Origin of the sequence: Pseudomonas sp. Sample_21, assembly GCF_004307525.1 — a bacterium.
Lineage (GTDB): Bacteria > Pseudomonadota > Gammaproteobacteria > Pseudomonadales > Pseudomonadaceae > Aquipseudomonas > Aquipseudomonas atacamensis.
The window spans coordinates 201,500-227,900 of record NZ_RCNZ01000088.1; the positions used below are offsets into that span (position 1 = coordinate 201,500).

Annotated in this window: 18 protein-coding genes; 11 read left to right on the top strand and 7 right to left on the bottom strand. The window is 60.6% G+C overall.

Translation table 11 applies throughout. The features are described from left to right. Nucleotides 1–25: 25 nt before the first annotated feature. The 3 genes from leuA to xseA form a co-directional block, all read right to left on the bottom strand. A complete protein-coding gene (leuA, locus tag D8U71_RS16600) occupies nt 26–1,705 on the bottom strand; it encodes a 2-isopropylmalate synthase (RefSeq protein ID WP_130888237.1) in 1,680 nt (559 codons plus the stop codon). Nucleotides 1,706–2,168: 463 nt separating this feature from the next. Beyond that, nucleotides 2,169–2,990, bottom strand: a complete 822-nt coding sequence (locus tag D8U71_RS16610) for a peptidoglycan DD-metalloendopeptidase family protein (RefSeq protein WP_076564044.1) — start codon at nt 2,988–2,990, stop codon at nt 2,169–2,171. A gap of 3 nt (nt 2,991–2,993) precedes the next feature. Beyond that, a complete protein-coding gene (xseA, locus tag D8U71_RS16615) occupies nt 2,994–4,373 on the bottom strand; it encodes an exodeoxyribonuclease VII large subunit (protein ID WP_130888238.1) in 1,380 nt (459 codons plus the stop codon). Between the two features lie 219 nt (nt 4,374–4,592). On the opposite strand from xseA, the gene D8U71_RS16625 reads away from it, so the two are divergent. The 4 genes from D8U71_RS16625 (at nt 4,593) to guaA (ending at nt 9,277) form a co-directional block, all read left to right on the top strand. Beyond that, on the top strand, nt 4,593–5,360 hold the full coding sequence (locus tag D8U71_RS16625; RefSeq protein WP_130888239.1) for a sulfite exporter TauE/SafE family protein: 768 nt from the start codon (nt 4,593–4,595) through the stop codon (nt 5,358–5,360). Nucleotides 5,361–5,495: 135 nt separating this feature from the next. Then, the gene (locus D8U71_RS16630; protein ID WP_130888240.1) at nt 5,496–6,044 is read left to right on the top strand and encodes a sugar ABC transporter ATPase; all 549 of its coding nucleotides are present in this window, start codon (nt 5,496–5,498) and stop codon (nt 6,042–6,044) included. A gap of 105 nt (nt 6,045–6,149) precedes the next feature. Then, entirely contained in the window at nt 6,150–7,619 is a 1,470-nt protein-coding gene (gene guaB / locus D8U71_RS16635; protein ID WP_016773343.1) for an IMP dehydrogenase, read from the top strand. 80 nt (nt 7,620–7,699) lie between these two features. Further along, nucleotides 7,700–9,277: a glutamine-hydrolyzing GMP synthase gene (guaA, locus tag D8U71_RS16640; protein ID WP_016773344.1), complete on the top strand. Its 1,578-nt coding sequence runs from the start codon at nt 7,700–7,702 to the stop codon at nt 9,275–9,277. Between the two features lie 77 nt (nt 9,278–9,354). On the opposite strand, the gene D8U71_RS16645 is transcribed toward guaA, so the two are convergent. The 3 genes from D8U71_RS16645 to treR form a co-directional block, all read right to left on the bottom strand. After that, nucleotides 9,355–12,483, bottom strand: a complete 3,129-nt coding sequence (locus tag D8U71_RS16645) for a membrane-targeted effector domain-containing toxin (RefSeq protein WP_130888241.1) — start codon at nt 12,481–12,483, stop codon at nt 9,355–9,357. Nucleotides 12,484–12,599: 116 nt separating this feature from the next. Further along, the gene (locus D8U71_RS16650; RefSeq protein ID WP_241664236.1) at nt 12,600–14,810 is read right to left on the bottom strand and encodes a TerD family protein; all 2,211 of its coding nucleotides are present in this window, start codon (nt 14,808–14,810) and stop codon (nt 12,600–12,602) included. 83 nt (nt 14,811–14,893) lie between these two features. Continuing rightward, nucleotides 14,894–15,598, bottom strand: a complete 705-nt coding sequence (gene treR / locus D8U71_RS16655) for a trehalose operon repressor (protein ID WP_130888242.1) — start codon at nt 15,596–15,598, stop codon at nt 14,894–14,896. 235 nt (nt 15,599–15,833) lie between these two features. Here treR and treP point away from each other — a divergent pair, with 235 nt between their 5' ends. The 7 genes from treP to tadA all read left to right on the top strand — a co-directional run bounded on the left by treP (nt 15,834) and on the right by tadA (nt 25,236). After that, the gene (treP, locus tag D8U71_RS16660; protein ID WP_041479919.1) at nt 15,834–17,276 is read left to right on the top strand and encodes a PTS system trehalose-specific EIIBC component; all 1,443 of its coding nucleotides are present in this window, start codon (nt 15,834–15,836) and stop codon (nt 17,274–17,276) included. 116 nt (nt 17,277–17,392) lie between these two features. After that, on the top strand, nt 17,393–19,039 hold the full coding sequence (gene treC, locus D8U71_RS16665; RefSeq protein WP_130888243.1) for an alpha,alpha-phosphotrehalase: 1,647 nt from the start codon (nt 17,393–17,395) through the stop codon (nt 19,037–19,039). A gap of 106 nt (nt 19,040–19,145) precedes the next feature. Then, entirely contained in the window at nt 19,146–20,369 is a 1,224-nt protein-coding gene (locus D8U71_RS16670; RefSeq protein WP_130888244.1) for a carbohydrate porin, read from the top strand. 50 nt (nt 20,370–20,419) lie between these two features. Further along, nucleotides 20,420–22,948 (top strand): phosphoenolpyruvate--protein phosphotransferase, encoded by a 2,529-nt coding sequence (ptsP, locus tag D8U71_RS16675; protein ID WP_130888245.1) that lies wholly within the window; start codon nt 20,420–20,422, stop codon nt 22,946–22,948. Nucleotides 22,949–22,950: 2 nt separating this feature from the next. Further along, nucleotides 22,951–23,241: a PTS transporter subunit EIIB gene (locus D8U71_RS16680; RefSeq protein WP_130888246.1), complete on the top strand. Its 291-nt coding sequence runs from the start codon at nt 22,951–22,953 to the stop codon at nt 23,239–23,241. A gap of 118 nt (nt 23,242–23,359) precedes the next feature. After that, nucleotides 23,360–24,736 (top strand): multicopper oxidase family protein, encoded by a 1,377-nt coding sequence (locus tag D8U71_RS16685; protein ID WP_024014196.1) that lies wholly within the window; start codon nt 23,360–23,362, stop codon nt 24,734–24,736. Then, nucleotides 24,736–25,236: a tRNA adenosine(34) deaminase TadA gene (tadA, locus tag D8U71_RS16690; RefSeq protein ID WP_130888247.1), complete on the top strand. Its 501-nt coding sequence runs from the start codon at nt 24,736–24,738 to the stop codon at nt 25,234–25,236. The genes D8U71_RS16685 and tadA overlap by 1 nt, the downstream gene beginning before the upstream one ends. A 167-nt stretch (nt 25,237–25,403) precedes the next feature. Here tadA and cmoB read toward each other — a convergent pair whose 3' ends face one another. Beyond that, nucleotides 25,404–26,360, bottom strand: a complete 957-nt coding sequence (cmoB, locus tag D8U71_RS16695) for a tRNA 5-methoxyuridine(34)/uridine 5-oxyacetic acid(34) synthase CmoB (protein WP_130888248.1) — start codon at nt 26,358–26,360, stop codon at nt 25,404–25,406. Between the last annotated feature and the right edge of the window lie 41 nt (nt 26,361–26,401).

The window sequence follows — 26,401 nt, forward strand, 5'->3', positions numbered from 1 at the left end:
GGGCCTTTCGCATTTCAGCGGTCGATTACGCTGCTTTTGCCTCTGGCTGGCTCAGCGAGCGATTCAGCGCGCTGAACAATGCCTTGAAGCTGGCGGTGGTGATGTTTTCATCGATACCCACGCCGTGCACCGCACGTTCACCGTTCACCCGCAGTTCGATGTAGGCCGCTGCTTTGGCATTGGTGCCCGCGCCGATTGCGTGTTCGTTGTAGTCCATGATTTCCACCGGAATCGGCAGGCCGGCGACCAGTGCTTCCAGCGCGCCGTTGCCCTTGCCGCGCCAGTGCAGGTTGGTTTCGCCCTGACCTTTGCTGGCTACTTCGACTTCGACGGCGCTGTTGCCGTTCTCTTCCTGCAAACGATGGCTGACCAGCGCGTACGGCGTATTGGCTTGCAGGTATTCACTGATCAACAGCGAGTGAATCTGCTTGGCGGTCATCTCCAGGCCCAGGCGATCGGTCTCACGCTGCACCACCTGGCTGAACTCGATCTGCATGCGGCGTGGCATGCTGATGCCGTATTCCTGCTCCAGCAAGTAAGCGATGCCGCCCTTGCCCGACTGGCTGTTGACGCGGATCACCGCCTCGTAGCTGCGACCGATGTCGGCCGGGTCGATCGGCAGGTACGGCACTTCCCACAGGGTGTCCGGTTTCTGCTGGGCGAAGCCCTTGCGGATCGCATCCTGGTGCGAGCCGGAGAACGCGGTGTGCACCAGGTCGCCAACGTACGGATGACGCGGGTGCACCTGGATCTGGTTGCACTCTTCGACGACTTTGCGCACGCCGTCGATGTCGGAGAAGTCCAGCTCAGGGTCGACGCCCTGGGTGTACATGTTCAGCGCGACGGTGACGAGGTCGACGTTACCGGTGCGTTCGCCGTTGCCGAACAGGCAGCCTTCGACGCGATCGGCGCCGGCCATCAGGCCCAGCTCGGTGGCCGCGACGCCGGTGCCACGGTCGTTGTGGGTGTGCAGGCTGATGATCACGCTGTCACGACGGTTGATGTTGCGGCCGAACCACTCGATCTGGTCGGCGTAAACGTTCGGCGTTGCGCATTCAACGGTGGCCGGCAGGTTGAGGATCATTTTGTGCTCAGGCGTCGGGTTCCACACCTCGATCACGGCGTCACAGACTTCCTTGGCGAATTCCAGCTCGGTAGCGCTGAAGGTTTCCGGCGAGTATTCGAAGGTCCACTCGGTTTCCGGCTGCATGGCTGCGTATTTGACGAACAGCTTGGCAGCGTTGACCGCGATGGCTTTGATGCCGTCCTTGTCCTGGTTGAAGACGATGCGACGGAAAGAAGGCGAGGTGGCGTTGTACAGGTGAACGATGGCTTTCTTCGCTCCGCGCAGGGATTCGAAGGTGCGCTCGATCAGGTCTTCACGGCCCTGGGTCAGTACCTGAATGGTGGTGTCGTCCGGGATGTGGCCTTCTTCGATCAGGGTACGCACGAAGTCGAAGTCGGTTTGCGACGCGGCGGGGAACGATGCTTCGATTTCCTTCACACCGACTTGCACCAGGGTTTTCCAGAAGCGCAGCTTCTTCGCCGCGTCCATTGGCTCGATCAGCGACTGGTTGCCGTCACGCAGGTCGGAGCTGCACCAGATCGGCGCGGCATCGATGGTCTTCGACGGCCAAGTGCGATCCGGCAGGTTGATGACGGGAAACGCGCGGTATTTCGAAGACGGGTCTTTGAGCATGCTCATCGGGAAATTCCTTGTTGTCTGGGCCGAAAAGAGGCGGCCTGCCGGTTGAACGAATGTTCTTGGAAAAGCGTGGGACGAGGCGCAGCGATTCAGCCTGGCAGTCGTGCACTGACGAGGCACAGGCTGCGGTGCTGGCGAAGCTGAATGAGGGTGTGAGAGGTTTTCATGGCTTCAACCCTAACCGCGAGGGGAAAGGATGGCAAGCAGTCGGAAAAAATTGAGAGGAATACCCGGAAAGCGGGATTTTGCAGGAATTTATTGCGCTTAAGGCGGTGGAAGTTGTTGATGTTTGCGTGGGGCTAGATTGGGGCGCAATTAAGTTTTTGGAGATTCATTGAGTATTGCGGCGTTTTATAGGCCGCCTTCGCGAGCAGGCTCGCTCCCACACTGGATCTTATTCACAACAAAGATCCCCTGTGGGAGCGAGCCTGCTCGCGAAGAGGCCGGTCGCCTCAACACATACTCAAGGTTGGAAAGCACCAATGAAAATCGCCGGATCCACCCGCGCATCATTCAGGCTGACATTCCAGTGCATATGCGGCCCGGTCGCGCGGCCGGTCGCGCCGACCTTGCCCACCACCGCGCCACGGGCCAGTTGCTGGCCGTTCTTCACGTCGATCTTCGACATGTGGCAGAACATGCTGATAAAGCCCTGGCCATGGTCAACGAACACCGTGTTGCCGTTAAAGAAGTAATTGCCGATCAGAATCACCTTGCCCGCCGCCGGAGTCTTGATCGGCGTGCCCGCGGGCACTGCGAAATCGAGACCGGCATGAGGATTACGTTCTTCGCCATTGAAGAAACGACGCACGCCAAACTTGCTCGACAGCGGCCCGTTGACCGGTTTGTCCAGCAGCAGATTGCTCGGCGTGTTCGGGCTGAAACTGCGGTAAGCCGCGATCTGTTCCGCCAGTTCGCTTTCAATGCGCTTAAGGTTGTCGGCGTTCGGATTGACCTGCTGTTTGTTCTTCAGGGTGATGTGCTGTTCCGGGTATTTCTTGCTGCCCACGGTAAACGGCAAGTTGCGCCCGCCACTGCTGATCTGCTGCGCGCCAGGCTTGACCGTCAGCGGCACGCCGACGATCGCCAGCCAATTGTTCTGCTCTTTGACCACCAGCACCGGTTTGCCCTGATAAGTGGCTTTCGGCGCCTGCGCGGCAGTGCCCAGATCCACCACGGCGACGCCGCCCGGCACCGGTTTGTTCAGCAGCCGAGTGATGTAGCTGTCGGCGTGGGCGTTGAAGGTCAGGCAGAGCAACAGCAGCGGAGCGAGAAAACGCGGCATGGATCAGTCCAGTAAAGAGAGGGTGACGGGCGTCAAGTGATTGTCCTCGACGCGCACTTGCAGTTCGCCTTCGCCGAGTTTGGCTTTCAGGCGCTGGCCGGTGTGGGTCTGCGCAGCGTTGCGGATCGCGTGGCCACGCTCGTCGAGCAGAATGCTGTAACCCCGGCCGAGAGTCGCCAACGGGCTGACCACGTGCAGCGTCTGCATCTGACTGTGCAATTGCTGCCGACGCTGTTTCAGAGCATCGCGCATGGCCCGGGGCAGACGTTCGGCGAGGCTGTCGAGGCGCTGACGAAGCATCGCCAATTGGCGTCCCGGATGTTGCCCGGCGAGACGGGTTTCCAGACGGATCAGGCGTTCTCGACGCGTATTGAGGCTGCGCTCGAATGCGCGGCGCATGCGCATGTCCAGATCGTCCAGACGTTGCGCCTGCTGGCGCAGACGTTCGCCGGGATGGCGCAATCGTCGCGCCATGCCTTCCAGACGCAGGCGATCACGCATCAAGCGATCACGCATGCGCATCACCAGACGCCGGTGCAGGCTCTCGACCTGACGAATCAGATGGCTGGAATCCGGGGCGAGCAGTTCGGCGGCGGCCGAGGGCGTGGGGGCGCGGACGTCGGCGACAAAATCGCTGATCGAAACATCGGTTTCATGGCCGACGGCGCTGACGATCGGTGTGACACAGGCATCGACCGCGCGCGCCACCGCTTCCTCGTTGAAGCACCAGAGGTCCTCCAGCGAGCCGCCGCCACGGGCGAGGATCAGCGCGTCAAAGCCACGGGCATCGGCCATTTTCAGCGCGCGGACGATTTGCGCGGTGGCCTCGCGGCCCTGCACGGCGGTCGGAATCAGGGTCAGTTGCACCTGCGGCGCACGGCGGCGGAACACGCTTATGATGTCGCGGATCACCGCGCCGGTCGGCGAGCTGATGATGCCGATGCGCTGCGGATGCGCGGGCAGCGGCACTTTGCGTTTGGCACTGAACAGGCCTTCGGCGCTGAGCTTTTCCTTCAGTGCATCGAAGGCCAGACGCAGCGCGCCGTCACCGGCCGGCTCCACGGTGTCGAGGATCAGCTGATAGTCGCCACGGCCTTCGAACAGCGAAACCTTGCCGCGCACCTTGACCGCCAGACCGTCCTTCAATGCCTGGCGCACCCGCGCGGCGTTCTGCCGGAACAGCGCGCAACGCACCTGCGCGCCGCTGTCCTTGAGGGTGAAGTAGACGTGGCCGGACGCCGGGCGTGCGAGGTTGGAGATTTCGCCTTCGACCCAGATGTTGCTGAACACGTCTTCAAGCAACACCCGCGCGCGGCCGTTGAGCTGGCTGACGGTCAGGACTTCACGGTCCAGGCCAAGTCTTGCAAAGGGATCTTTAATCATGGGGCGCAGTTTAAAGGCATTTGCCCGCCAATCACCATGACACCGCACAAAACCCTGTGGGAGCGAGCCTGCTCGCGAAAGCATTGTGTCAGCGGACAACAACGGGGAATGACACTCCGCCTTCGCGAGCAGGCTCGCTCCCACATGGGATCAATTTGATATCTGGTCGTGCTGCCCGCTACTGGCTACAGTCAGCGCGTCTTATAAAGGATGCGGACGATGAGCATGATGGAGCTGTTGGGGGCGTGGTCGTGGGGCGCGGGCGGTTGGGCGGTCATCGGGGTGGCCATCGCCTTGGCCTACATCGTATTCGGCATCGCCGGTTTCGGCACGGCGCTGGTCGCGGGGCCGATGCTGATCCTGTTCATGCCACTGTCGAAAATCGTGCCGCTGCTGGTGCTGCTCGATTTCGTCGCGGCATTCGGCAATCTGCTGCCCTCGCGGCGCGACGTCGCCAAGCCGGAATTGCTCAGGCTGCTGCCGTGCATGGCGATCGGCTGCACGTTGGGGGTGATCTTCCTGCTGAATCTGAAATCCGATCTGTTACTGCTTTTGATGGGGCTGTTTATCAGCGCCTATGCGGTTTACAGCCTGTGGGTGAAAGCGCGGCCGGCACAGTTGTCGGCAGCGTGGGCGGTGCCGATGGGCACGGTGGGCGGGCTGTTCGGCGCGTTGTTTGGCAGCGGCGGCTTTCTTTACGCGATCTATCTGAACAGCCGCCTGCCCAAGGACGCGGCGCGGGCCACGCAAAGTGCCTTGATCAGTTGCAGCACCGTGGTGCGCTTGAGTCTGTTTGTCATCGCCGGTGTGTATGCCGAGCTACCCTTGTTGATGCTGGCGCTGTGTCTGTTGCCGGCCATGGCGCTGGGCTTGTGGATCGGCCGGCGGCTGAGCATGAGATTGTCGCGCGAGGCGTTTGTGCGGCTGGTGACTTGGCTGGTGCTGGCCAGCGGCATCGCGTTGATCGTGCGCTATTTCAGCACTTGACCGGATTTCGTCAGGGATTAAGCTGCCGGCCTTCAGGGCCTCTTCGCGAGCAAGCTCGCTCCCACATTGGCATGCAATCTCTGTGGGAGCGAGCTTGCTCGCGAAGGCGTCAGAAGTCACACCGCAGGATTTCCCATGAACTCGCAAAGCATCATCGTCCCGAAAATCTCCACCCTGCCGGTGCACGAGCCCCGGGCGCGGGCGATCGTGCGCTGGCTGGTGCGCAAGAACATCATCGAAGAACAGCTGACCACCTGCGGCCGCACCGGCAACCGCATGGCCCACGCCATCGCCGACGGTGCTCGCGCTGTGGTGCTGTACCCCGAAGCGCTGCCGTTCGGCGAGCCGACCAATGGCCTGGAGATCGTCACCAAACGCTGCATCTACACACCGGCCAAGGGCTTTCTCGAGGAGGCTGGTTGCGCCGAGTGCCGCCGCGAAGTGGGCGAGGCGCTGTTCGAAAGTCTTGAAGACTGGTTTCCAGGGCGCACCGACAATTTCACCTGCCCCGAATGCGGGCATGAGGACGACATCAACGGCTTCCTGTTTTTGCAGGAGTGCGCGTTTTCCAACCTCGGCTTCATTTTCAATAATTGGCTGGAGGCGGGGTTCAAGCAGAGCTTTATCGACGAGTTCGCCGATTGGCTCGATCAACCTGTCTCTTGGGTCAAGGTGGAGCTGTAGGGCCGGGCTTTTCCATCTATCAATTAGGCTGAGTTTTACATTGAACAGCAGGGGGTGTCTGACTATAATGGCGCGCTTCCATTTTCCCGCTCGGGAGCCCCCGCGATGCTGCGTATCAGCCAAGAAGCTCTGACATTCGACGACATTCTCCTAGTGCCCGGTTATTCCGAGGTGCTTCCCAACGAAGTCAGTCTCAAGACCCGTCTTACCCGTGGCATCGAACTGAATATTCCTCTGGTTTCTGCCGCCATGGACACCGTTACTGAAGCCCGTCTGGCAATCGCCATGGCTCAGGAAGGTGGCATCGGCATTATCCACAAGAACATGACCATCGAGCAGCAAGCTGCCGAAGTGCGCAAGGTCAAGAAGTTCGAAGCCGGTGTGGTCAAGGATCCCATCACCATCGAGGCCGATGCCACGGTGCGTGATCTGTTCGAACTGACCCGTCTGCACAACATTTCCGGCGTTCCGGTCCTGCACGATGGCGACCTGGTCGGCATCGTCACCTCCCGCGACGTACGTTTCGAAAACCGTCTGGAAGCCACTGTCCGCGAAGTGATGACGCCTAAAGAGCGTCTGGTCACGGTCAAGGAAGGTGCCGACAAGAACGACGTCCGTGAACTGCTGCACAAGCACCGCATCGAGCGCGTGCTGATCGTCGACGACAAATTCGCCCTCAAAGGCATGATGACCGTCAACGACATCGAAAAAGCAAAAGCCTATCCGCTGGCCAGCAAGGACGATCAAGGTCGTCTGCGCGTCGGCGCTGCGGTCGGCACCGGTAAAGACACCGGCGATCGCGTGACAGCACTGGTCAACGCCGGCGTGGACGTGGTGGTGGTCGACACCGCACACGGTCACTCCAAAGGCGTGATCGACCGCGTACGCTGGGTCAAAGAGAACTTCCCTGAAGTGCAGGTGATCGGCGGCAACATCGCCACCGGCGCTGCCGCCAAGGCTCTGGCCGAAGCGGGCGCCGACGCAGTCAAGGTCGGTATCGGCCCTGGCTCGATCTGCACCACCCGTATCGTCGCCGGTGTCGGCGTGCCGCAGATCAGCGCCATCGCCAACGTCGCCGCCGCCCTTGAAGGCACTGGCGTGCCGTTGATCGCCGACGGTGGTATCCGTTTCTCCGGTGACCTGTCCAAGGCCATCGTGGCCGGTGCGTCCTGCGTGATGATGGGCTCGATGTTCGCCGGTACCGAAGAGGCCCCGGGCGAGATCGAACTGTTCCAGGGTCGTTCGTACAAGGCTTATCGCGGCATGGGTTCGCTGGGCGCCATGTCCCAGGCTCAAGGCTCGTCCGACCGTTACTTCCAGGACTCCTCGGCAGGCGCCGAGAAACTGGTTCCGGAAGGCATCGAAGGCCGTGTGCCGTACAAAGGCACCCTGAGCGCGATCATTCACCAGTTGATGGGCGGCCTGCGTTCCTCGATGGGTTACACCGGCAGCGCCAACATCGAAGAAATGCGCACCAAGCCCGAGTTCGTGCGGATCACCGGTGCCGGCATGGCCGAGTCCCACGTTCACGACGTGCAGATCACCAAGGAAGCGCCGAACTACCGCGTAGGTTGAGGCTTCCAGCAAAACGTTAAATCACCGGGGCTGTTCATTCAGCCCCGAGTTGTTTCTGATTCACTACATGAGAATGAGTCATGGCCCTCGACATTCACGCTCACCGCATCCTGATCCTCGACTTCGGTTCGCAATACACCCAGCTGATTGCCCGCCGCGTGCGCGAGATCGGCGTGTACTGCGAACTGCACCCGTTCGACATGGACGAAGATGCGATCCGCGAATTCGCCCCTAAAGGCGTCATCCTCGCCGGCGGCCCCGAGTCCGTGCACGAAGCCAACAGCCCGCGCTGCCCGCAGGCAGTGTTCGACCTGGGCGTTCCGGTATTCGGCATCTGCTACGGCATGCAGACCATGGCCGAGCAACTGGGCGGCAAGGTGGAAGGTTCCGAACTGCGTGAGTTCGGTTACGCCCGCGTTGACGTGGTCGGCAAGAGCCGCCTGCTCGACGGCATCGAAGACCACATTGACGCCGACGGCCTGTTCGGCCTCGACGTGTGGATGAGCCACGGTGACAAAGTCACGAAGATGCCGGAAGACTTCCACATCCTCGCCAGCACCCCAAGCTGCCCGATCGCCGGTATGTTCAACGACGACCGCGCTTACTACGGCGTGCAGTTCCACCCGGAAGTGACCCACACCAAACAGGGCGGTCGCATCCTGTCGCGCTTCGTGCTCGACATCTGCGGCTGTGAAGCCCTGTGGACGCCGTCGAAGATCGCTGAAGACGCCATCGCCAACATCCGCGCCCAGGTCGGCACCGACAACGTGCTGCTGGGTCTGTCCGGTGGCGTTGACTCCTCGGTGGTTGCCGCGCTGCTGCACAAGGCCATCGGCGATCAACTGACCTGCGTCTTCGTCGACAACGGCCTGCTGCGTCTGCACGAAGGCGAGCAAGTGATGGCCATGTTCGCCGAGAACATGGGCGTCAAGGTAATCCGCGCCAACGCTGAGGAGCAGTTCCTCAACAACCTGGCCGGCGAAGCCGACCCGGAGAAGAAGCGCAAGATCATCGGCCGCACTTTCATCGACGTGTTCGATGCCGAGTCCTGCAAGCTGGACAACATCAAGTACCTCGCTCAGGGCACCATCTACCCGGACGTGATCGAGTCGGCTGGCGCGAAAAGCGGCAAGGCCCACGTGATCAAGTCGCACCACAACGTGGGCGGCCTGCCGGAAGAGATGAACCTGAAACTGGTCGAGCCCCTGCGCGAACTGTTCAAGGACGAAGTCCGTCGTCTGGGCCTGGAGCTGGGCCTGCCGTACGACATGGTCTACCGTCACCCGTTCCCGGGCCCGGGCCTGGGCGTGCGCATCCTCGGTGAAGTGAAGAAGGAATACGCCGACCTGCTGCGTCGCGCCGACCACATCTTCATCGAAGAACTGCGCAAGGCCGACTGGTACCACAAGGTCAGCCAGGCGTTCGTAGTATTCCAGCCAGTCAAATCGGTCGGCGTGGTCGGTGACGGCCGCCGTTACGCCTGGGTCGTGGCCCTGCGTGCCGTGGAAACCATCGACTTCATGACCGCGCGTTGGGCGCACCTGCCTTACGAACTGCTGGAAACCGTATCCGGCCGCATCATCAACGAAATCGAAGGCATCTCGCGCGTTACTTACGACGTGTCGAGCAAGCCGCCGGCGACGATTGAGTGGGAGTGATCCTGCTGCGGTTCGAATAACGAAAAACCCTTGGCGTGAAGCCAAGGGTTTTTTCGTTTCAGGCCCCTCCAAACAGGTCAGGTGGGTAAACGACTTTGCAGGGTCATGCCGAGCTCGATCAGGCGCTCGGCTACTGCGGCGATGTCGCGGAATATCATGCCGGTGATGCGGCGCATCGACTGGTCCCAGATATAAAACCGGCCATCTGCGGTGCAATGCACCCTTGTTTGCACGATGTCACTGGCGCTGTTGCGCCGCACGAGTGTGTATGTGCTGGGTTCTGTTTTTCGTATCACGAACATGCCATTGCGATGCAGAAGCTTTTCCAGCGTAGCGTCATTCCATGGCGGCACGGGGGCCTTGACCTGCAATCGCAGGTCAGCGAACAGAGGGTCGAAGGCGTTGCTTGTCGTCGCCCCGTTGTGAAACGGACCGCGAGCGACTTCCACTCCCGGGTCAATCCTGACGTCGGCTGCCTCGTCGGGCCAGACTTCTTCGATGCGCAAACCGATACCGCCCCTGAGTTCGCTTATGCCTGGCAGGTCCCTGAAGGTATTGGTGTTCGTGGCATCGACCAGAGCCACCCACTTGCCGGGTCTGTTGAGGAGCTTGTCACGCTCCATGATCTGCGTTGCCAGGCGGGTCTTGATCATCTGCTCTTCGATCGAAGTGAGTGGGATTTTCAGCGTGCAGGTTTGTGCTGCGTCCAGTCCATGGACGCGGACGCCATTGGCTTGGGCAGACGTGATCAATTCGAGCATGTTGAACCGGTTCTCAGGGTCGGTACCCAGGCTGGACAAATAGGTAGTGAGGTCCTCTGACATTTCTCCAGAGAGGTAGAAATGGTTGAGGTCCTCTTGGGCGAAATCACTCAGCAATCCACGCACGTAGAGCGTTCTGATATGCCGCGCGAACGTTGGCATGTTCTCGATCATGAAGCGCATGCTGGCGATGCGATCGAGGGTTTCACCGATCGCCAGTCCATCGGTATTGGCAAACATCAGCTCTATCAGCTCTTCGGTTTGCATCAAGGGATCGATTTGCGGAATGAGCGGCCGTCCCGGCAGATTTGTCCATTTCAGCTCTCGAAAGAATTCTCCTGCGTTGTTCAGCAGTGCTGTTCGTTGTTCGCTGAAATGCGCCTGGTAACGGTCGGTAGCCAGTAAATAACGGCGTCCAGCGCTTGTTGACTCGGCAGAAGCGTTGGGCAAGTTCATTGCCCATCTCCTCATTCCGGGTTTTTCCGTCTCTGAAATATCTTTGAGCGCCGTAACCAGGCGCAGCGGGCACGGAACGCCAGGAAGCGGTTCGACGCGTGGCAGATCCACCGATGGTGTTGCCTCAGAAGGGCTCAAATCTGTCTCCGGCGCACACGCCTTGCCCACGCATTGGCCGCCTCCGCGCAGCCGCAGCGCAGGCATGCGCTCCCACTTGCCAGCGCTTCCCAGGCGGACCGGCAACGAATAAGCGAACTGATTGGGGCGCTCGGGATTGATGATTGCCCAGTTGCCGCTGTCCTGCGAGTCTGCAAAGTAGCGCACGTAATAGGCGGCACCATCCATTTCGATGGCATGGCCGGGCTCTTTGTCGAGGCGGTAAATGCCTTCGTATTTTCCCGGCGTCGCCTCTACGGAATGTTGCGCAAGTAACTCGTTGCATCGATAGCTGGCAGGTACTTGTGGAAATGTCGAACCTTGCCGTGTAGCAGGCGTATTCAAGGGCTCAGTGACGTCGACGAATGTCGCCCCGCTGGGTATCTCGTTTGCCAACTCGCTGCTTGCTTCTTCAGCCGCTGTGACGAATGGCGGATCCACAGGTGGCAATAATCGCGTGTCAGCCGAGGCAAGTTCGACCAGCCCGCGCATCTCTTCAGCCTCGGCATACTCGACCTGTGGCCCGACTTCCAGTTGCGCGCCGGTGCCGATCAGGAACGGCACATTGAATACGGTTTCGATAGCGCTGAGCACCGCACCGATCATCCCGGCTCTACGTTCGGTCGCCGTAATGCCGTTGATCGCCTGATCGATGTTCAGCCCCATGTTCGCGACGCCGGCGCCGATCAAGGGCAAAGCCACCGGCCAGCCCACGGCCGCCATCGGGCCGAACACTTTCAGCCCGGCGCTCAGATACCCGGTCCAGAGTTTCTTGCGCAGATCACTGTTGGACGTGAGCACCAGATGGGCCTCGGCAGCCATGCCCGCGCGAGTCGAATCGCTTAACCACGTGAAGGCATCACCGCTGATCGCAACGTTGCTGCGGTTGATCATCCGATGATCGCTGTGACCCCAGGTGCTCACCAAACGGTTCATCAAATCAGTGATGTTCTCGGTGATGTGATTGCTGTCAGCCAGCGAGAAGTGCTTGAGAAACAAAGGGCGTTTCTGCTCTGAATTCATCTGTTCGAGCAACCACCAGTGCAGATCCGCCGCAGTGTCCATCAGCCGAAAGGCCTGGGCTTGTCCCGGCAGGTAAAGGGTCTGCCGGCCACTGTCTTCGACCAGACGCAGCACGTTAGTGGCGACGTGACCGTCCAGATCCAGCGTGCGCACTTGCGCGCCGACCGGGTACGTCGATCGGAGCATTTGCAGGGTTACCGGCCAGGTCACGGGGCCGATCAGCGAGGTGACGATGCGTTGAAAATCATTGCCGTCAACGTCCCCCTGTTGCAGCGCCTGCACCGCCTGACCGAGGAAGTTGCACTTGGCCAGGGCGCGGAAGTCTTCCGACGAGGTTTGCCAGAATTTGGCCAATTGATCGCTGTAACGCGTGCTGAAATCAACGGCCCAGAATGCCTTCAGCACATCGCTGCCAAGCAGTCGCACTTCGTTGCTCTGATTGAAATTCTCCGCGTTCGGGCCATCCGAGTAGAAGCCACAGTAAAGGCCCAGCAAATCTGCGTTGTCTTGATCGGTCGCACGAAATCGATGGATCACCAACTGCGTGAGGGTGAGCGTTTCATAAGGCTTTTCCAGCAAGTGTTCCCAACCGGTAAAGGTCAGCGTGCTGCTTTGCGCCGTTTTGAATCGATGGAAATAAACCTGGTCGGGATCGAGGCCGGATAGCCCTTTGTCGGTCAGCAGTTCGATCGCAACTTGCCGGGCCGCATCGAGCAGGCTCGGGCAGTTCTGCACAATGGTCGTGGCGATCGCTTTGAGGGCGGTTTTGTCCGCTGCGTTTGGCAGCAGACGACGTTCGGGAGCGGTCATGCGGGTGTTCATCCTTGAGACACAAAGGCTGAAGGTGACCGATGTGCTCAAGGGGAGGGTGTTACTCGGCTATTGCGTGTTGTCCTTTTGAAAGTGAGCCAATGCTTTCGCAGATATCAAAGATATTCAGACCGAATCAGATCCGTATCGAACGGAGTCAGACCTTGTTCAGGTGCGAACACCCTCTGCGCCTGCTCTGCAGAGGGCACTCGTTCGCCTCGTGCCCGCACATGTAAATCGAAAAGCGTGTGCAGATCCGGCCTTGGTGTATGCACCAGGGCGCGCAGCATCAACGAAACTCCGCTGAGGTTGTTGTCGACGTTGTTCCAGCGGGGCGATGAAGTCAGCCCCAGATCGGCCCAGATCATGCGTCGCTCCTCCAGGTCCATCACGAATGGCAGGCAGATACTCGTGTCGGAGGCGATATCGATGCGGTCGACCACGGAGCGAGGCTCGAACACTTCCCCCGATGCAGTGTCGGCACGGGCCATCCAGCCCGCGAAGCATTCAGGAAGGTCGCAATATGGCTGCCAGGTAAACGAATTGAGGGACGTGACGACGTAGCGGACGCCCTTTTTGACGAGAACATCAAGGTCGAGGTCGATGAATTCGGAGGCGCCGTTGGGCGCGTCGACGATGTCGCCGCTGTGGTAACCGCCATAACCTTTGAGGTTGTAATAGGCGATCGCTTCCTTGAAGACGAAGTCGGTGTCGAAGAAGGCGGCGGACAAGTCGATGTCCGTGCGGTCACGACCATTCTTCCACCACAGGAACAGGCGAATGAATCGCGTGTCCGGCATTGGCAACCGACTGCCGCGTACCAGTGTTCGCAGCGACTTCGCTGCGGCGCGCTGTGCCAGTGGCACCCGGTATTCGCGCAACGCCGGATCGATGAAACAACGCCCCAGTGGTGGCAGCAACGTGAAACGCGCGATCAGGGCGTTCTCGCAAATCTGTGCGGCACGTGCCAATACCTGCGGTGCGATCGACTCTCGACGATCAGCAGTACCGAAGACTTTCGCCAGTGCTCCTTTAGGTGTGAACGCCCGCAAGGGCAGGGGGCGCGGGGCATTTACCTGGGCCAGCAATTGCAGCAGCACAGGTGAGGACACTTGCGCCGCGACAGCCGCAAAGGCGTCGAGCACCGCGTCCGGTTCTGTGGCACGCCGTAACATCACGTCCAGACGGCGCGCGAATTCTCCGGGACGATCCTGCAGCACCGGCGTAAGCGCGGCGATCTGGCGTTGGGCAAGCATGGTTTCCACCCGCGACCCGAACGATGCCGGCGGATCATTGCGTCGCGCTGCGGTGATGGCCGCAAATGCTCGCGGATACTTCTCAGCGTAATCGCCTGGATGCAGGACTTCGGCCAGGCGTTTCCAGCGTTCGGCCTGGCGCATCACATCGTCCGTAGCGTTGGGCGTGCGGTCGAGCAGGCGCAACAGCTTGCGCCGCATCGAACGATCCAGTTTGCGAAAGCGCGTCTGCGCTGTCGCCAGCGACACGTCTCCACCATGCAGTGCGATCGCCACGCGCAGCACGTCCGTTGCCGTTTCGACATTTTGCTCAAGGAATTCCTCGACCCGGGCATCGTCACCGATATGCAGGATCAGCGCGCCGCCGACCAGCGCGCGAATCTCGCGGAACGGGATGGTATCGGGCAGCAGACGGAACACGTCGTTTTTGTACGTTCGGATAAACCAGCCGACATCCGCAGCTTCCTCTTCGGACAGCGAGGTGCGTGATGAGACCAGCGGCTCGAGCAATGCCTCGAACTCGCTGACACTTCCCGGTTCGATGACCCAATGGATGAAGTTGCCTTCAAGCATGGCTGGCCGAACCTGTTCGCTGGGTGGCAGGCGCCGAAGTGTGTGGTAGTGAATGACGGCGTTGAGATACAACTCCGCCTCTGTCGCTTCGAGGACTTGATTGGGGAAGTCAGGATAAAACGGTCGGTGATGTACATGAGCACCGCTGCGCCGCCGCAGGACTCGAATGACTTCACGCAGCCAGTTCTTGAGTTCGACCGCAGAGAGCATGCTGATTCGCTCGATCAGCGGCTCGGAGAGAACGCATCGAAACGCTGTAACTTCTTTGACAGCTGATGCGACCTGCGCGCGTGTGGCTCCGCCAGAGCCCGCAGGAACGTGCAGTTTTGTACGGCGCCGCAGGAACAGCTCCTGATTCATCATGATTTCTTCCTTGGTCGCCGTTTCCAGTGAGCTGAAGCTCACCTGTGCAATCGATACGAAAACGCCTGCAATAAGCAGGCGCGGTGTGGAGAGCGGAACCCCTAGTTCATGGAGGATAGAAGGAAGGTGTTCCATAGCCACGGCGGCATACTACCGGAGGTCATCGCGGCTTGTCAGCGAATCACATATTTTGAAATGGGCTCGCCTGTTGGCGAACCTCAGCGCCGCGCCACATCCGAAAAATAGAACTTGTCCAGCGTATGCCGCGATTCGGTGTACTCGAACTGGCGGCCGTCCTGCAGGAAGGTCTGGTTGCTGACCACGATGACATGGCTCTGGCCGTCGAGGTCCAGGTGTTGTTGGTCGTCCTTGCTGGACGGTACGGCTTCGATGGTGCGCTGGGCGTAGGCGATCTGCAGTTGCAGGGTCTGTTCGATATGGGCGTAGATCGAATGTTCGGCAATGTCAGCGGACAGGTCGGGAATCACCTCGCTGACGAAGTGGTTGATGTCGAGGATGACGCGTTTGCCGTCGATGCGCCGTACCCGCTTGATCCGGGTGATCGGGCTGCCGGGTTCGGCATTGATATGTTCAAGCAATGCACCTTCAAGCGGCACCTGACACATCTCGACCACTTCGGTGCTGACGTCGTTGCCCAGTCGCGGGTGGGTCTCCTGGAAGCTGACGATGCCGCCGAGCTGGAATTCGATCGGGTTGGTCGACAGCACGAACGCGCCTTTGCCGTGAATCTTCTGAGCGAAACCGCGCTCCTGCAACTGGTCGATGGCCTTGCGCACCGTGCCACGGCTGGCCTGATAGGTGTCCATCAGTTCGGTTTCGGAAGGCAGCCGGGCGCCGCGCTCCAGGCGCTGGGTGGTGATACTGGCAAGCAAATCGCTGTAGATCTGGTTGTATTTGCTCATGGCTGGACTCTGTGCCGACGGTGCTCAAAACCCCGAACCTTAAGGGCAGGGTAGGGGTTTGTCCATGCGGACGAAGGAAAACATCTTAGGTCAGAGTAGGAAGAATCCGCGTTTTTCTGACGTTCATCCACGGATGCAAACTCGTACAGACGAGTTGTTGCATTAACTCGTACAGACGAGTATTTTTCGTTTCGGCGTGCTGCCAATAACAACAATCCACGACGGAAGAACAAGCATGAGCCATGACTATCCGAACATCGCCAAGGAGCTGCTGGAAAGCCTCGGTGGCCGTGACAACATCGAGCAGGCGGCGCATTGCGTCACGCGTTTGCGCCTGGCGCTGAAGAACCCCGCGCTGGTGAATGTGGCCGCGCTCAATGGCGTCGATCTGGTCAAGGGTTCGTTCTTCACCGGCGGGTTGTACCAAGTGGTCATCGGCCCGGGTGATGTTGAAAAGGTTTATGCCGAACTGCGCCAGCAGACAGGCCTTGCGGCGTCGACCATCGCCGACGTTAAACAGAAAAGCGCCGAGAAGATCAACGCCATGCAGCGGCTGGTGCGGGTGTTTTCCGATGTGTTCATGCCGATCCTGCCGGCGCTGATCATTGCCGGCCTGTTGATGGGCATCAACAACCTGCTCGGCGCCAAGGGCATGTTCATCGAGGGCCAGACCCTGCTCGATGCCTATCCCAACCTCGACGGGTTGTGGAGCCTGATCAATCTGATGGCCAACACCTCATTCGTGTTCCTTCCGGCGCTGGTCGGCTGGTCGGCGGCCAAGCGTTTCGGCGGCAGCGAAATCCTCGGCATTGTCCTCGGTCTGATGCTGGTGCACCCAGACCTGCTCAACGCCTGGAATTACGGCAAGGCCGTGGCCGGGCTGGATGGGCAGCAACTGCCGTACTTCGACATCCTCGGTCTGTTTCAGGTGGAAAAGGTCGGTTACCAGGGGCAGATCCTGCCGATCCTGCTGGCGGCGTACGTAATGAGCGTGATCGAAAAATGGCTGCGCGCACGCGTGCCCAACGCGGTGCAGTTGCTGGTGGTGCCGATCACCACCATCGTTGTCACTGGCGTGCTGGCGTTGGCGATCATCGGTCCGGTGACCCGGCATATCGGCATCTACATCACCGAAGGGCTGGTGATGCTGTTCGATCTGGCGCCGCTGGTGGGCGGTCTGATTTTCGGCCTGTTGTATGCGCCGCTGGTGATCACCGGCATGCACCACATGTTCCTCGCCGTGGACCTGCAATTGATTTCGAGCCAGGGCGGCACGTTCATCTGGCCGATGATTGTCATGTCCAATCTGGCGCAGGGCAGTGCGGCATTGGCGGTGTTCTGGATGACGCGCAATGCGCGGGACAAGAGCATGGCCTCGACCTCGGCGATTTCTGCGTATTTCGGCATCACCGAGCCGGCGATGTTCGGCGTCAACCTGCGCTACAAGTTTCCGTTCTACGCCGCGCTGGCCGGTTCGGCGCTGGGTTGCATGTTCCTCTCACTGAACAAGATCCAGGCCTCGGCCATCGGCGTCGGTGGCTTGCCCGGTTTCATCTCGATCATTCCGCAGTTCATCCCGATGTTCGTCATCGGGATGCTGATCGCCATGCTCGTGCCGTTTGCCCTGACCTGCGTGCTGAGCATGAAGATCGTCCGTCCGGGTTACCGGGTTGCCTGAAACTCAACTGTAGGAGCTGCCGGAGGCTGCGATCTTTTGATCTTGCCTTTCAAAATCAAAAGATCGCCGCCTTCGGCAGCTACTACACGGCTCCAAAATTCAAGAGGAAATCCGCCATGCAAGACTGGCAACGTTCGGTGATCTATCAGATCTACCCGAAGAGCTTTCACAGCCATGCGGGCAACGCCACTGGCGATCTGCTCGGCATCGTCGCCAAGCTCGATTATCTGCAATGGCTGGGAGTCGATTACCTGTGGATCACGCCGTTCCTGCGCTCGCCGCAGCGCGATAACGGTTACGACATCAGCGACTACTACGCGGTCGATCCGAGTTACGGCAGCATGGCCGACTGTGAGCTGCTGATTGCCGAAGCGGGCAAGCGCGGGATCAAGCTGATGCTCGACATCGTGGTCAACCACACCTCGATCGAGCACGTCTGGTTCCAGCAGGCGCGCAGCAGCCTCGACAACCCTTACCGCGACTTCTACATCTGGCGCGACCAGCCGAACAACTGGGAATCCAAGTTCGGCGGCTCGGCCTGGGAGTACGAAGCGCAGACCGGCCAGTATTACCTGCACCTGTTCGACCACACCCAGGCCGACCTCAATTGGGACAACCCCAAGGTCCGCGACGAAGTGTTCAAGATGATGCGTTTCTGGCGCGACAAGGGTGTCGGTGGCTTTCGTCTGGACGTGATCAATCTGATCTCGAAACCGGCGGACTTCCCCGAGGACGACAGCGACGGTCGGCGCTTCTACACCGACGGGCCGAACGTACACACCTACTTGCAGCAGATGCACCGCGAAGTCTTCGAAGGGCATGAGCTGATCAACGTCGGCGAGATGTCCTCGACCCGCCTCGAACACTGCATCCGCTACTCCAATCCGCAGTCGAAAGAATTGTCGATGACCTTCAACTTTCATCACTTGAAGGTCGATTACCCGAACCTGCAGAAGTGGGTCCGCGCCGATTTCGATTTCCTCCAGCTCAAGCAGATCCTGTCCGACTGGCAGACCGGCATGCAGGCGGGCGGTGGCTGGAATGCGCTCTTCTGGTGTAATCACGATCAGCCGCGCGTGGTCTCGCGGTTCGGCAATGACGGCGAATACCGCGAGCTGTCGGCGAAGATGCTTGCTACCGCGCTGCACTTTCTGCAGGGCACGCCCTTCGTTTATCAGGGCGAAGAATTGGGAATGACCAATCCCGGATTCGAGAGCATCGAGCAATACCGTGACGTCGAAACCCTGAATATCTTTCGCCTCAAGCGTGAAGCCGGCACCAGCGACCTCGACAACATGGCGGCGATCATGCAGAAGTCCCGCGACAACGGGCGCACGCCGATGCACTGGCACGCCGGGCACAACGCCGGCTTCACGCGCAGCGAACCATGGATTGGTGTGTCGGCCAATGCCGCACAGATCAATGTCGCGCATCAACTGCACGACCCGGAGTCGGTGCTGCATCACTATCGGCGCCTGATCGCTTTACGCCGCACTGAAGCGTTGATCTCCGATGGCATCTATCGCCAGTTGTTGCCGGAGCATCCACAGGTCTGGGCGTACCTGCGCGAGGGGACGGGCGAACGCCTGTTAGCGGTGAACAACTTCTATGGCACTGCCTGTGAGGTCGAGCTACCGGCACTGATCGACGAAGCCCAGGAGCAGCGCCTGTTGATCAGCAACTACCCGGACTGCCCGCAACGCTCGCGATTGCTGCAGTTGCGACCTTACGAATCCTTCGTGCTGCACCTGACCGACCCCTGATTTTTAACTGAATAACAACCTTTGAAAAAACACGCAGAACGCTGCGCGGGGGATTTGTGCGCGCTGAATTCGTGCAACCACACAATAAAAACAACGGGTGGCATATATGAGAGCAACCATAAATTACAGTCTGGCAATCGCGGGGATTTGTCTGGCAATGCCCACGTCATCACATGCGCTGGAGTTCGGCGGCTATCTGCGCAGCGGTGTCGGTACATCGGTCAACAGCGGCAGCCAGTCGTGTTTCCAGTTGCCCGGCGCGCAGACCAAATATCGCCTCGGTAACGAGTGCGAGCAGTACGGTGAGCTCGAGCTGCGCCAGGATCTGTACACCCTCGACGACGGCTCGGTGCTGAGCGTCGACGGCATGGCCTCGCTGTATAACCGCTACGACCGCAGCCTGACGTTCAAGGAAGACAACGGCTCGATTCGTTTGCCGCAGGCGTATGCGCAATGGTCGGCGATGCCCGCGCTCAACGGCGGCTCGCTGTGGGCAGGGCGGCGTTACTACAAACGTAACGACATCCATATTTCCGATTTCTATTACTGGAACCAGAGCGCCACCGGGGCAGGCATTGAAGACGTGTTGCTCGGCGGCCTGAAATACAGCTACGCCTTTTCGCGCAAGGACAACCTTTACCAAAAGGATTACATCAACCGCCACGACTTCAACGTCGGCGGTTTCAACAGTAACCCGGGCGGTGTACTGGAGTTCGGCCTGAGTTACATCGACAAGCCCGACAGCCGCGATGCCCACCGTGGCTGGGCGATCACCACCCAGCATGTGCAGCAGGACTTTTTCGGTGGCAAGAACAAACTGGCGCTGCAATACGGCGAAGGGCCGGGCACCGGATTGGGCTATACCGGTAACGTCAGGCTTGATGACCGCAACAAGAGCTATCGCATCGTCGAGTTCTTCGACTGGCAACTGACGCCACGTTTTGGCGGACAATTCCAGGCGGTGTATCAGAAAGATATTCGTCAGGGCGGCGCCGACCAGAACTGGCTGTCACTCGGCGTGCGCCCGGCCTATGCGCTGAGCGAGCAGTTCAAACTGGTGACCGAACTGGGGCAAGATCAGGTCGAGGCGGCGGACGGCACGCGCAAGCTGAGCAAGTTCACCTTCGCGCCGACCTGGTCACCGAAAGGCCCGGAATTCTGGGCGCGGCCCGAAGTACGTCTGTATTACACCTATGCCAGCTGGAACCAGGCAGCCAAGCGTGCCGCCAACCTGTTGGCCAAAGGTTCGGCGCTGTCCGACACGGGCGCCTTCGGCAACGCACGGCACGGCGCCAATGTCGGCTTGCAGGTTGAATACTGGTGGAAATAAGCAAAGCGGCTGCGACCGCTCATTCAATCAATACAAGCTCAGGTGATGTCATGGCCACACCCCAACAATTGCAGCTGCTGGCTCCTTTATCCGGCGTGCTGATGGCGCTGGACCAGGTGCCCGATCCGGTGTTTGCCGGGCGGATCATCGGCGACGGTTTGTGCATCGACCCGACTTCGTCAACGCTCTGCGCACCGTTGGCCGGTGTGGTCAGCGATGTGCAAACCAGCGGGCACGCGCTCACCGTCACCAGTGATGCGGGTGTGCAGGTGTTGATGCACATCGGCCTGGACACGGTGAATCTCGCCGGCGAAGGATTCACCCGCCGCGTTGAAGCGGGGCAGCGGGTCGAAGCAGGGCAGGCGCTGATCGACTTCGATGCTGACTACATTGCCCTGCACGCGCGCAGTTTGTTGACCTTCATGCTGGTGGTGAGCGGCGAGCCGTTCGCTTCACTCGTTGGCTCAACCGGGTTGGTCGAGGTGGGCCAGCCAGTGCTGGACGTCGTCGTCGGGGCAGCCGTCGGCGAACACCCAGCGCCGGTGCCGGGCGACGCGGTGTTCTCGCAGCCGATCAACCTGCCCAATCCCAATGGCCTGCACGCGCGGCCGGCGGCAGTATTTGCCCAAGCGGCCAAAGCATTTTCAGCGACCATTCATCTGCACAAGTTGCAAGCGCAAGCCAACGGCAAATCCCTGGTGGCAATCATGGCGTTGCAGACGGCCCATGGCGACAGCGTGCAGGTCAGCGCCGAAGGTGAAGATGCCGTAGCCGCCGTCGATGCGCTGACACGCTTGCTGAGCGAAGGCTGCGGCGAAGCGGTCACAGCGCCCGCGCCGGTCGAAGCCGATGCAGCAGAAATGCCGAACATCCTGCGCGGTGTCTGCGCCTCGCCCGGTTCGGCGTTGGGACAAGTCATGCAGATCGTCGAAGCGTCGCTCATGGTCAACGAGTTCGGCGCCGAGCCGCCAATCGAACTGGAGGCGTTGAGCCAAGCCCTGATCGAAGCCGACATGGCCCTGCAACATCTGCGCGACACCGCCAGCGGCCAGGCGCAGGCGGAGATTTTCAAGGCGCATCAGGAACTGCTGGCCGATCCGAGCCTGCTGGATCAGGCCAGGGCGCTGATCGACGCGGGCAACAGCGCGGCGTTTGCCTGGAAGACCAGCACCGACGCAACGGCGGCGATGTTTCGCTCGCTGGGCAATGCCTTGCTGGCTGAGCGCGCGGCGGATCTGGATGATGTCGGCCAGCGCGTGCTGAAGCTGATCCTTGGTGTTCACGAGCAAGCGCTGGAGTTGCCGGACGACACCATTCTGATCGCCGATCAGCTGACCCCGTCCCAGACCGCCGGGCTCGATACGCGCAAAGTGCTCGGGTTTGCCACCGTTGGCGGCGGCGCCACCAGCCATGTCGCGATCCTCGCGCGGGCCTGCGGTTTGCCGGCGATCTGCGGTATGCCATTGCAAATGCTCGGGCTCGGCAACGGCACGCGGGTGCTGCTCGATGCCGACAAAGGCGAATTGCAGTTGCACCCGGACGCCGAGTCCATCGATCAATTGCGCACGCGGCATGAGCGCCAGCGCCAGCGTCATCAGCAGGAACTGGCGCAGGCCAGCGAGGCGGCCTGCACCCGTGACGGTCAGCACATCGAAGTCACCGCCAACGTTGCCTCGCAGGGCGAAACCGCCCAGGCCATGGAGCTCGGCGCGAGTGGCGTTGGCCTGCTGCGTTCGGAATTTCTCTACCTGGGCCGTCAACAGGCGCCGAGCCATGACGAACAGGTGGCCACTTATAGCGCCATCGCGCGCACCATCGGGCCGGCACACAATCTGGTGGTGCGCACCCTCGATGTCGGTGGCGACAAACCGCTGGCCTACGTGCCGATGGACAGCGAAACCAATCCCTTCCTTGGTTTGCGCGGCATTCGCCTGTGCCTTGAGCGACCGCAACTGTTGCGTGAGCAGTTCCGCGCAATCCTCGCCTGCTGTGAGCTGACGCGTTTGCACATCATGTTGCCGATGGTCACGAATTTGGCCGAACTGCGTCTGGCGCGGCAGATTCTCGAGCAAGAAGCGCGCGTGCTGGGCCTGGCGCATCTGCCAAAGCTGGGAATCATGATCGAAGTGCCTGCCGCTGCGCTGATGGCCGATGTGCTGGCGCCGCACGTGGACTTTTTCTCCATCGGCACCAACGACCTCACTCAATACACCCTGGCCATGGACCGCGATCATCCGCGTCTGGCCAGTCAGGCGGACAGCTTTCACCCTTCGGTGCTGCGCCTGATCGCGATGACGGTGAAGGCTGCGCATGCCCACGGCAAATGGGTCGGCGTCTGCGGTGCGATGGCGTCTGAACGCCTTGCCGTGCCGCTGCTGCTGGGGCTGGGTGTGGATGAGCTGTCGGTGAGCGTGCCGTTGATTCCGGCGATCAAGTCGGCGGTCCGCGAAGTGGATCTGGCCGACTGTCGAATCATCGCCGAACAGGTTTCGAACCTGGAAAGCGCCGCCGACGTGCGCGCAGCCTTGCAGCAGTTTCATGGGGCGAAAGTCGATGCCTCACCGGTTATGGAGAATTGAACATGTTCGACAAATTGCAGCAGGCATTCTGGAAAGCACTGACGCCGGATCTGGTACCGGATGAGGCAAACATTACCGCCGATGCGGTTGCCGGCTTGAACGCCGAGATCGTCGCCGCGCTGGGCGGTGTGGATAACCTCAAGTCGCAGCAACCGCTGGCGCTGACCCGGGTGCGCGTCACGCTGCACGACGCGGCCTGTGTCGACCGTCAGGCGTTGAGTATGGCCGGTGTGTCGGGCGTCATGTGCCTTGAGGGCGGTGTGCTGCACCTGATTATCGGGCTGCGCGCATAAGGCAGAAAAGATGTGCGGCCGCAGGTCGCCCTTACTGTTTCTCAACTGCGGGTGTATCGTATTCGCCTTTTTGCGGATCCCTCGGGGTCTGTCGCTGATACGTGAGGTAGTTGAGTTCATGTCCTTTACCCGTCGCCAAATCCTCGGTGGCCTGGCCGGTCTTGTTGTCGTTGGCGTGGGCGCGGGAGGCGCGTCGCGTTACTGGCTGGGCAAGATGGCCGACGCCGAGGCCGGCCACGACTATGAACTGATCGCCGCGCCGCTCGATGTCGAGCTGGTGCCGGGGCACAAGACCGAGGCCTGGGCGTTCGGCCCGTCGGCGCCGGGCACCGAGTTGCGTGTACGCCAGGGTGAATGGCTGCGGGTGCGTTTCATCAATCACCTGCCGGTGGCGACCACCATCCACTGGCACGGCATCCGCCTGCCGCTGGAAATGGACGGCGTGCCTTATGTGTCGCAACTGCCGGTATTGCCGGGCGAATATTTCGACTATAAATTCCGCGTGCCGGACGCTGGCAGCTACTGGTATCACCCGCATGTCAGCAGCAGCGAGGAACTGGGGCGCGGGCTGGTCGGGCCGCTGATCATCGAAGAACGCGAGCCGACCGGGTTCAAGTACGAGAAAACCCTGAGCCTGAAGAACTGGCACATCGACGAGCAAGGCCAGTTCGTCGAATTCAGCATCCCCCGCGAAGCGGCCCGTGGCGGTACCGCTGGGCGCTTGTCGACGATCAATGGCGTGCCGCTGCCGGTGATTGATCTGCCGGCCGGGCAGATCACCCGGGTGCGTCTGCTCAATCTCGATAACACCCTGACCTATCGCATCAACATCCCCGGTGTCGAAGCGAAGATCTACGCGCTGGATGGCAACCCGGTCGAGCCACGACCATTGGGCAAGGAATACTGGCTCGGCCCCGGCATGCGCATTTGCCTGGCGATCAAGGCGCCGGCGGCCGGTGAAGAGTTGTCGCTGCGTAACGGCCCGGTGCGTCTTGGCACGCTGCGTTCAGTCGCCAACACCGATGCGCCGACGGACTGGCCGAAAGCCCTGCCGGCCAACCCGGTGGCCGAGCCGGACCTGGCCAATGCCGAGAAACTCAACTTCAATTTCGAATGGGTCGGCTCGGTCTCGGTGAACACCGAAAACGGCAAACCGCCGAGCCTCTGGCAGATCAACGGCAAGGCCTGGGACATCACCGACAAGACCTGTGCTGACCGACCGATTGCCAGCCTGAAACTGGGTCAGAGCTATATTTTCGAATTGAAGAACATGACCCAGTACCAGCACCCGATCCACCTGCACGGCATGAGCTTCAAGGTGATCGCGTCGAACCGGCACAAAGTCATTCCGTATTTCACCGACACCTATCTGCTGGGCAAGAACGAGCGTGCGCAAGTGGCGCTGGTGGCAGATAACCCGGGGGTATGGATGTTCCACTGCCATGTCATCGACCACATGGAAACCGGCCTGATGGCCGCGATCGAGGTGAAATGATGCGCCAGATCCGCCCGGCGGCGATCATCGACCGCAGCCGCGACCGCGACTTCATGCGCGAAGCCCTGACCCTCGCCGCACAGGGCGCCGCCCTCGGTGAGGTGCCGGTGGGCGCGGTGCTGGTGCAGTATGGCGTGATCATCGGTCGCGGCTTCAATTGCCCGATCAGCACCAGCGACCCGAGTGCCCACGCCGAAATGGTCGCGATCCGCGCCGCCGCGCAGGCAGTGGATAACTATCGCCTGCCGGGCAGCACGCTGTATGTGACGCTGGAACCGTGCAGCATGTGCGCCGGGCTGATCGTGCATTCGCGTGTGGCGCGGGTGGTGTACGGCGCGCTGGAACCCAAGGCCGGGATTGTGCAGAGTCAGGGACAGTTTTTTACCCAGGGCTTTTTGAATCACCGGGTGTTGTATGAGGGCGGGGTGCTGGCTGAAGAATGTGGTGCGGTGCTGACCGAGTTTTTCCGCGCCAGACGCACCAAAAGCCCCTCACCCTAACCCTCTCCCAGAGGGAGAGGGGACCGACCGAGTTGGATGGACCAAATCCGCCGACCTGAAATACCGAGTCGGACGCAAGTTTTGAAAAGCTCAATAATCAGCTCCCTCTCCCTGGGGAGAGGGCTGGGGTGAGGGGGTAGGCCCACCGCGGTCATGGGAAAATACGCTTACTTCCTGGCGACGATAACCGCCCGCATCGGCGCCGGCAGCCCTTCAATGGTTTTGCTGTGATCCTCAGGATCCAGAAAATCGCTCAGCGACTGATACTTCATCCACTCCGTCCCGCGTTGTTCTTCCACCGTCGTGGTACTGACATCCACACAACGAATATCGGTGAATCCGGCCCGCCGCAGCCATAGCTCAAGCGCCGGCACCGACGGCAAAAACCACACGTTGCGCATCTGTGCGTAGCGATCTTCCGGCACCAGCACTTGGTGCTTGTCGCCTTCGACCACCAGGGTTTCCAGCACCAGTTCCCCACCCTTGACCAGGCAATCCTTCAGCGCCAGCAAATGCTCGATCGGCGAGCGACGGTGATAGAAGACGCCCATGGAAAACACCGTGTCGAAGCCTTCCAGATTCGGCGGCAGGTCTTCGAACGGGAACGGCAGGTGCCAGGCATTCGGCTCGGACAAGTAACGCTGCACCGCCTGGAACTGGCAGAAGAACAGCCAGTTCGGGTCGACCCCGATCACGCTGTCGGCACCGGCGCCTAGCATGCGCCACATGTAGTAGCCGTTGCCGCAGCCGACATCGAGGATGCGTTTGCCCTTCAGGTCGAGGTGCGGGGAGACGCGCGACCACTTCCAGTCCGAGCGCCATTCGGTGTCGACATGCACACCGAACAGATCGAACGGCCCTTTGCGCCATGGCGAGAGGCCCATCAGCGCGGTGCGCATCTGTGCGCGGGTGTCGTCGTCGCAATCGGTGTCGAGTTTCAGGCCGTTGAGCAGGTCGATTTCGCTTGGCTGGATCTTCGGCAAGGCGTCCAGCGCACTTTGCCAGCGCTCCAGATCGCCGTGGCCTTTCTCCATTTTCTTGTCGAGTTGCGCTTGCAGGGTGTTGGCCCATTCGGCCAGCGGAGTACCGGCCAGACGGCGGGCGAGGGGAGACAGATCAATCATGGCAAGGCAATCAACGAGGCAAAGTTAAGACACTGGAACCA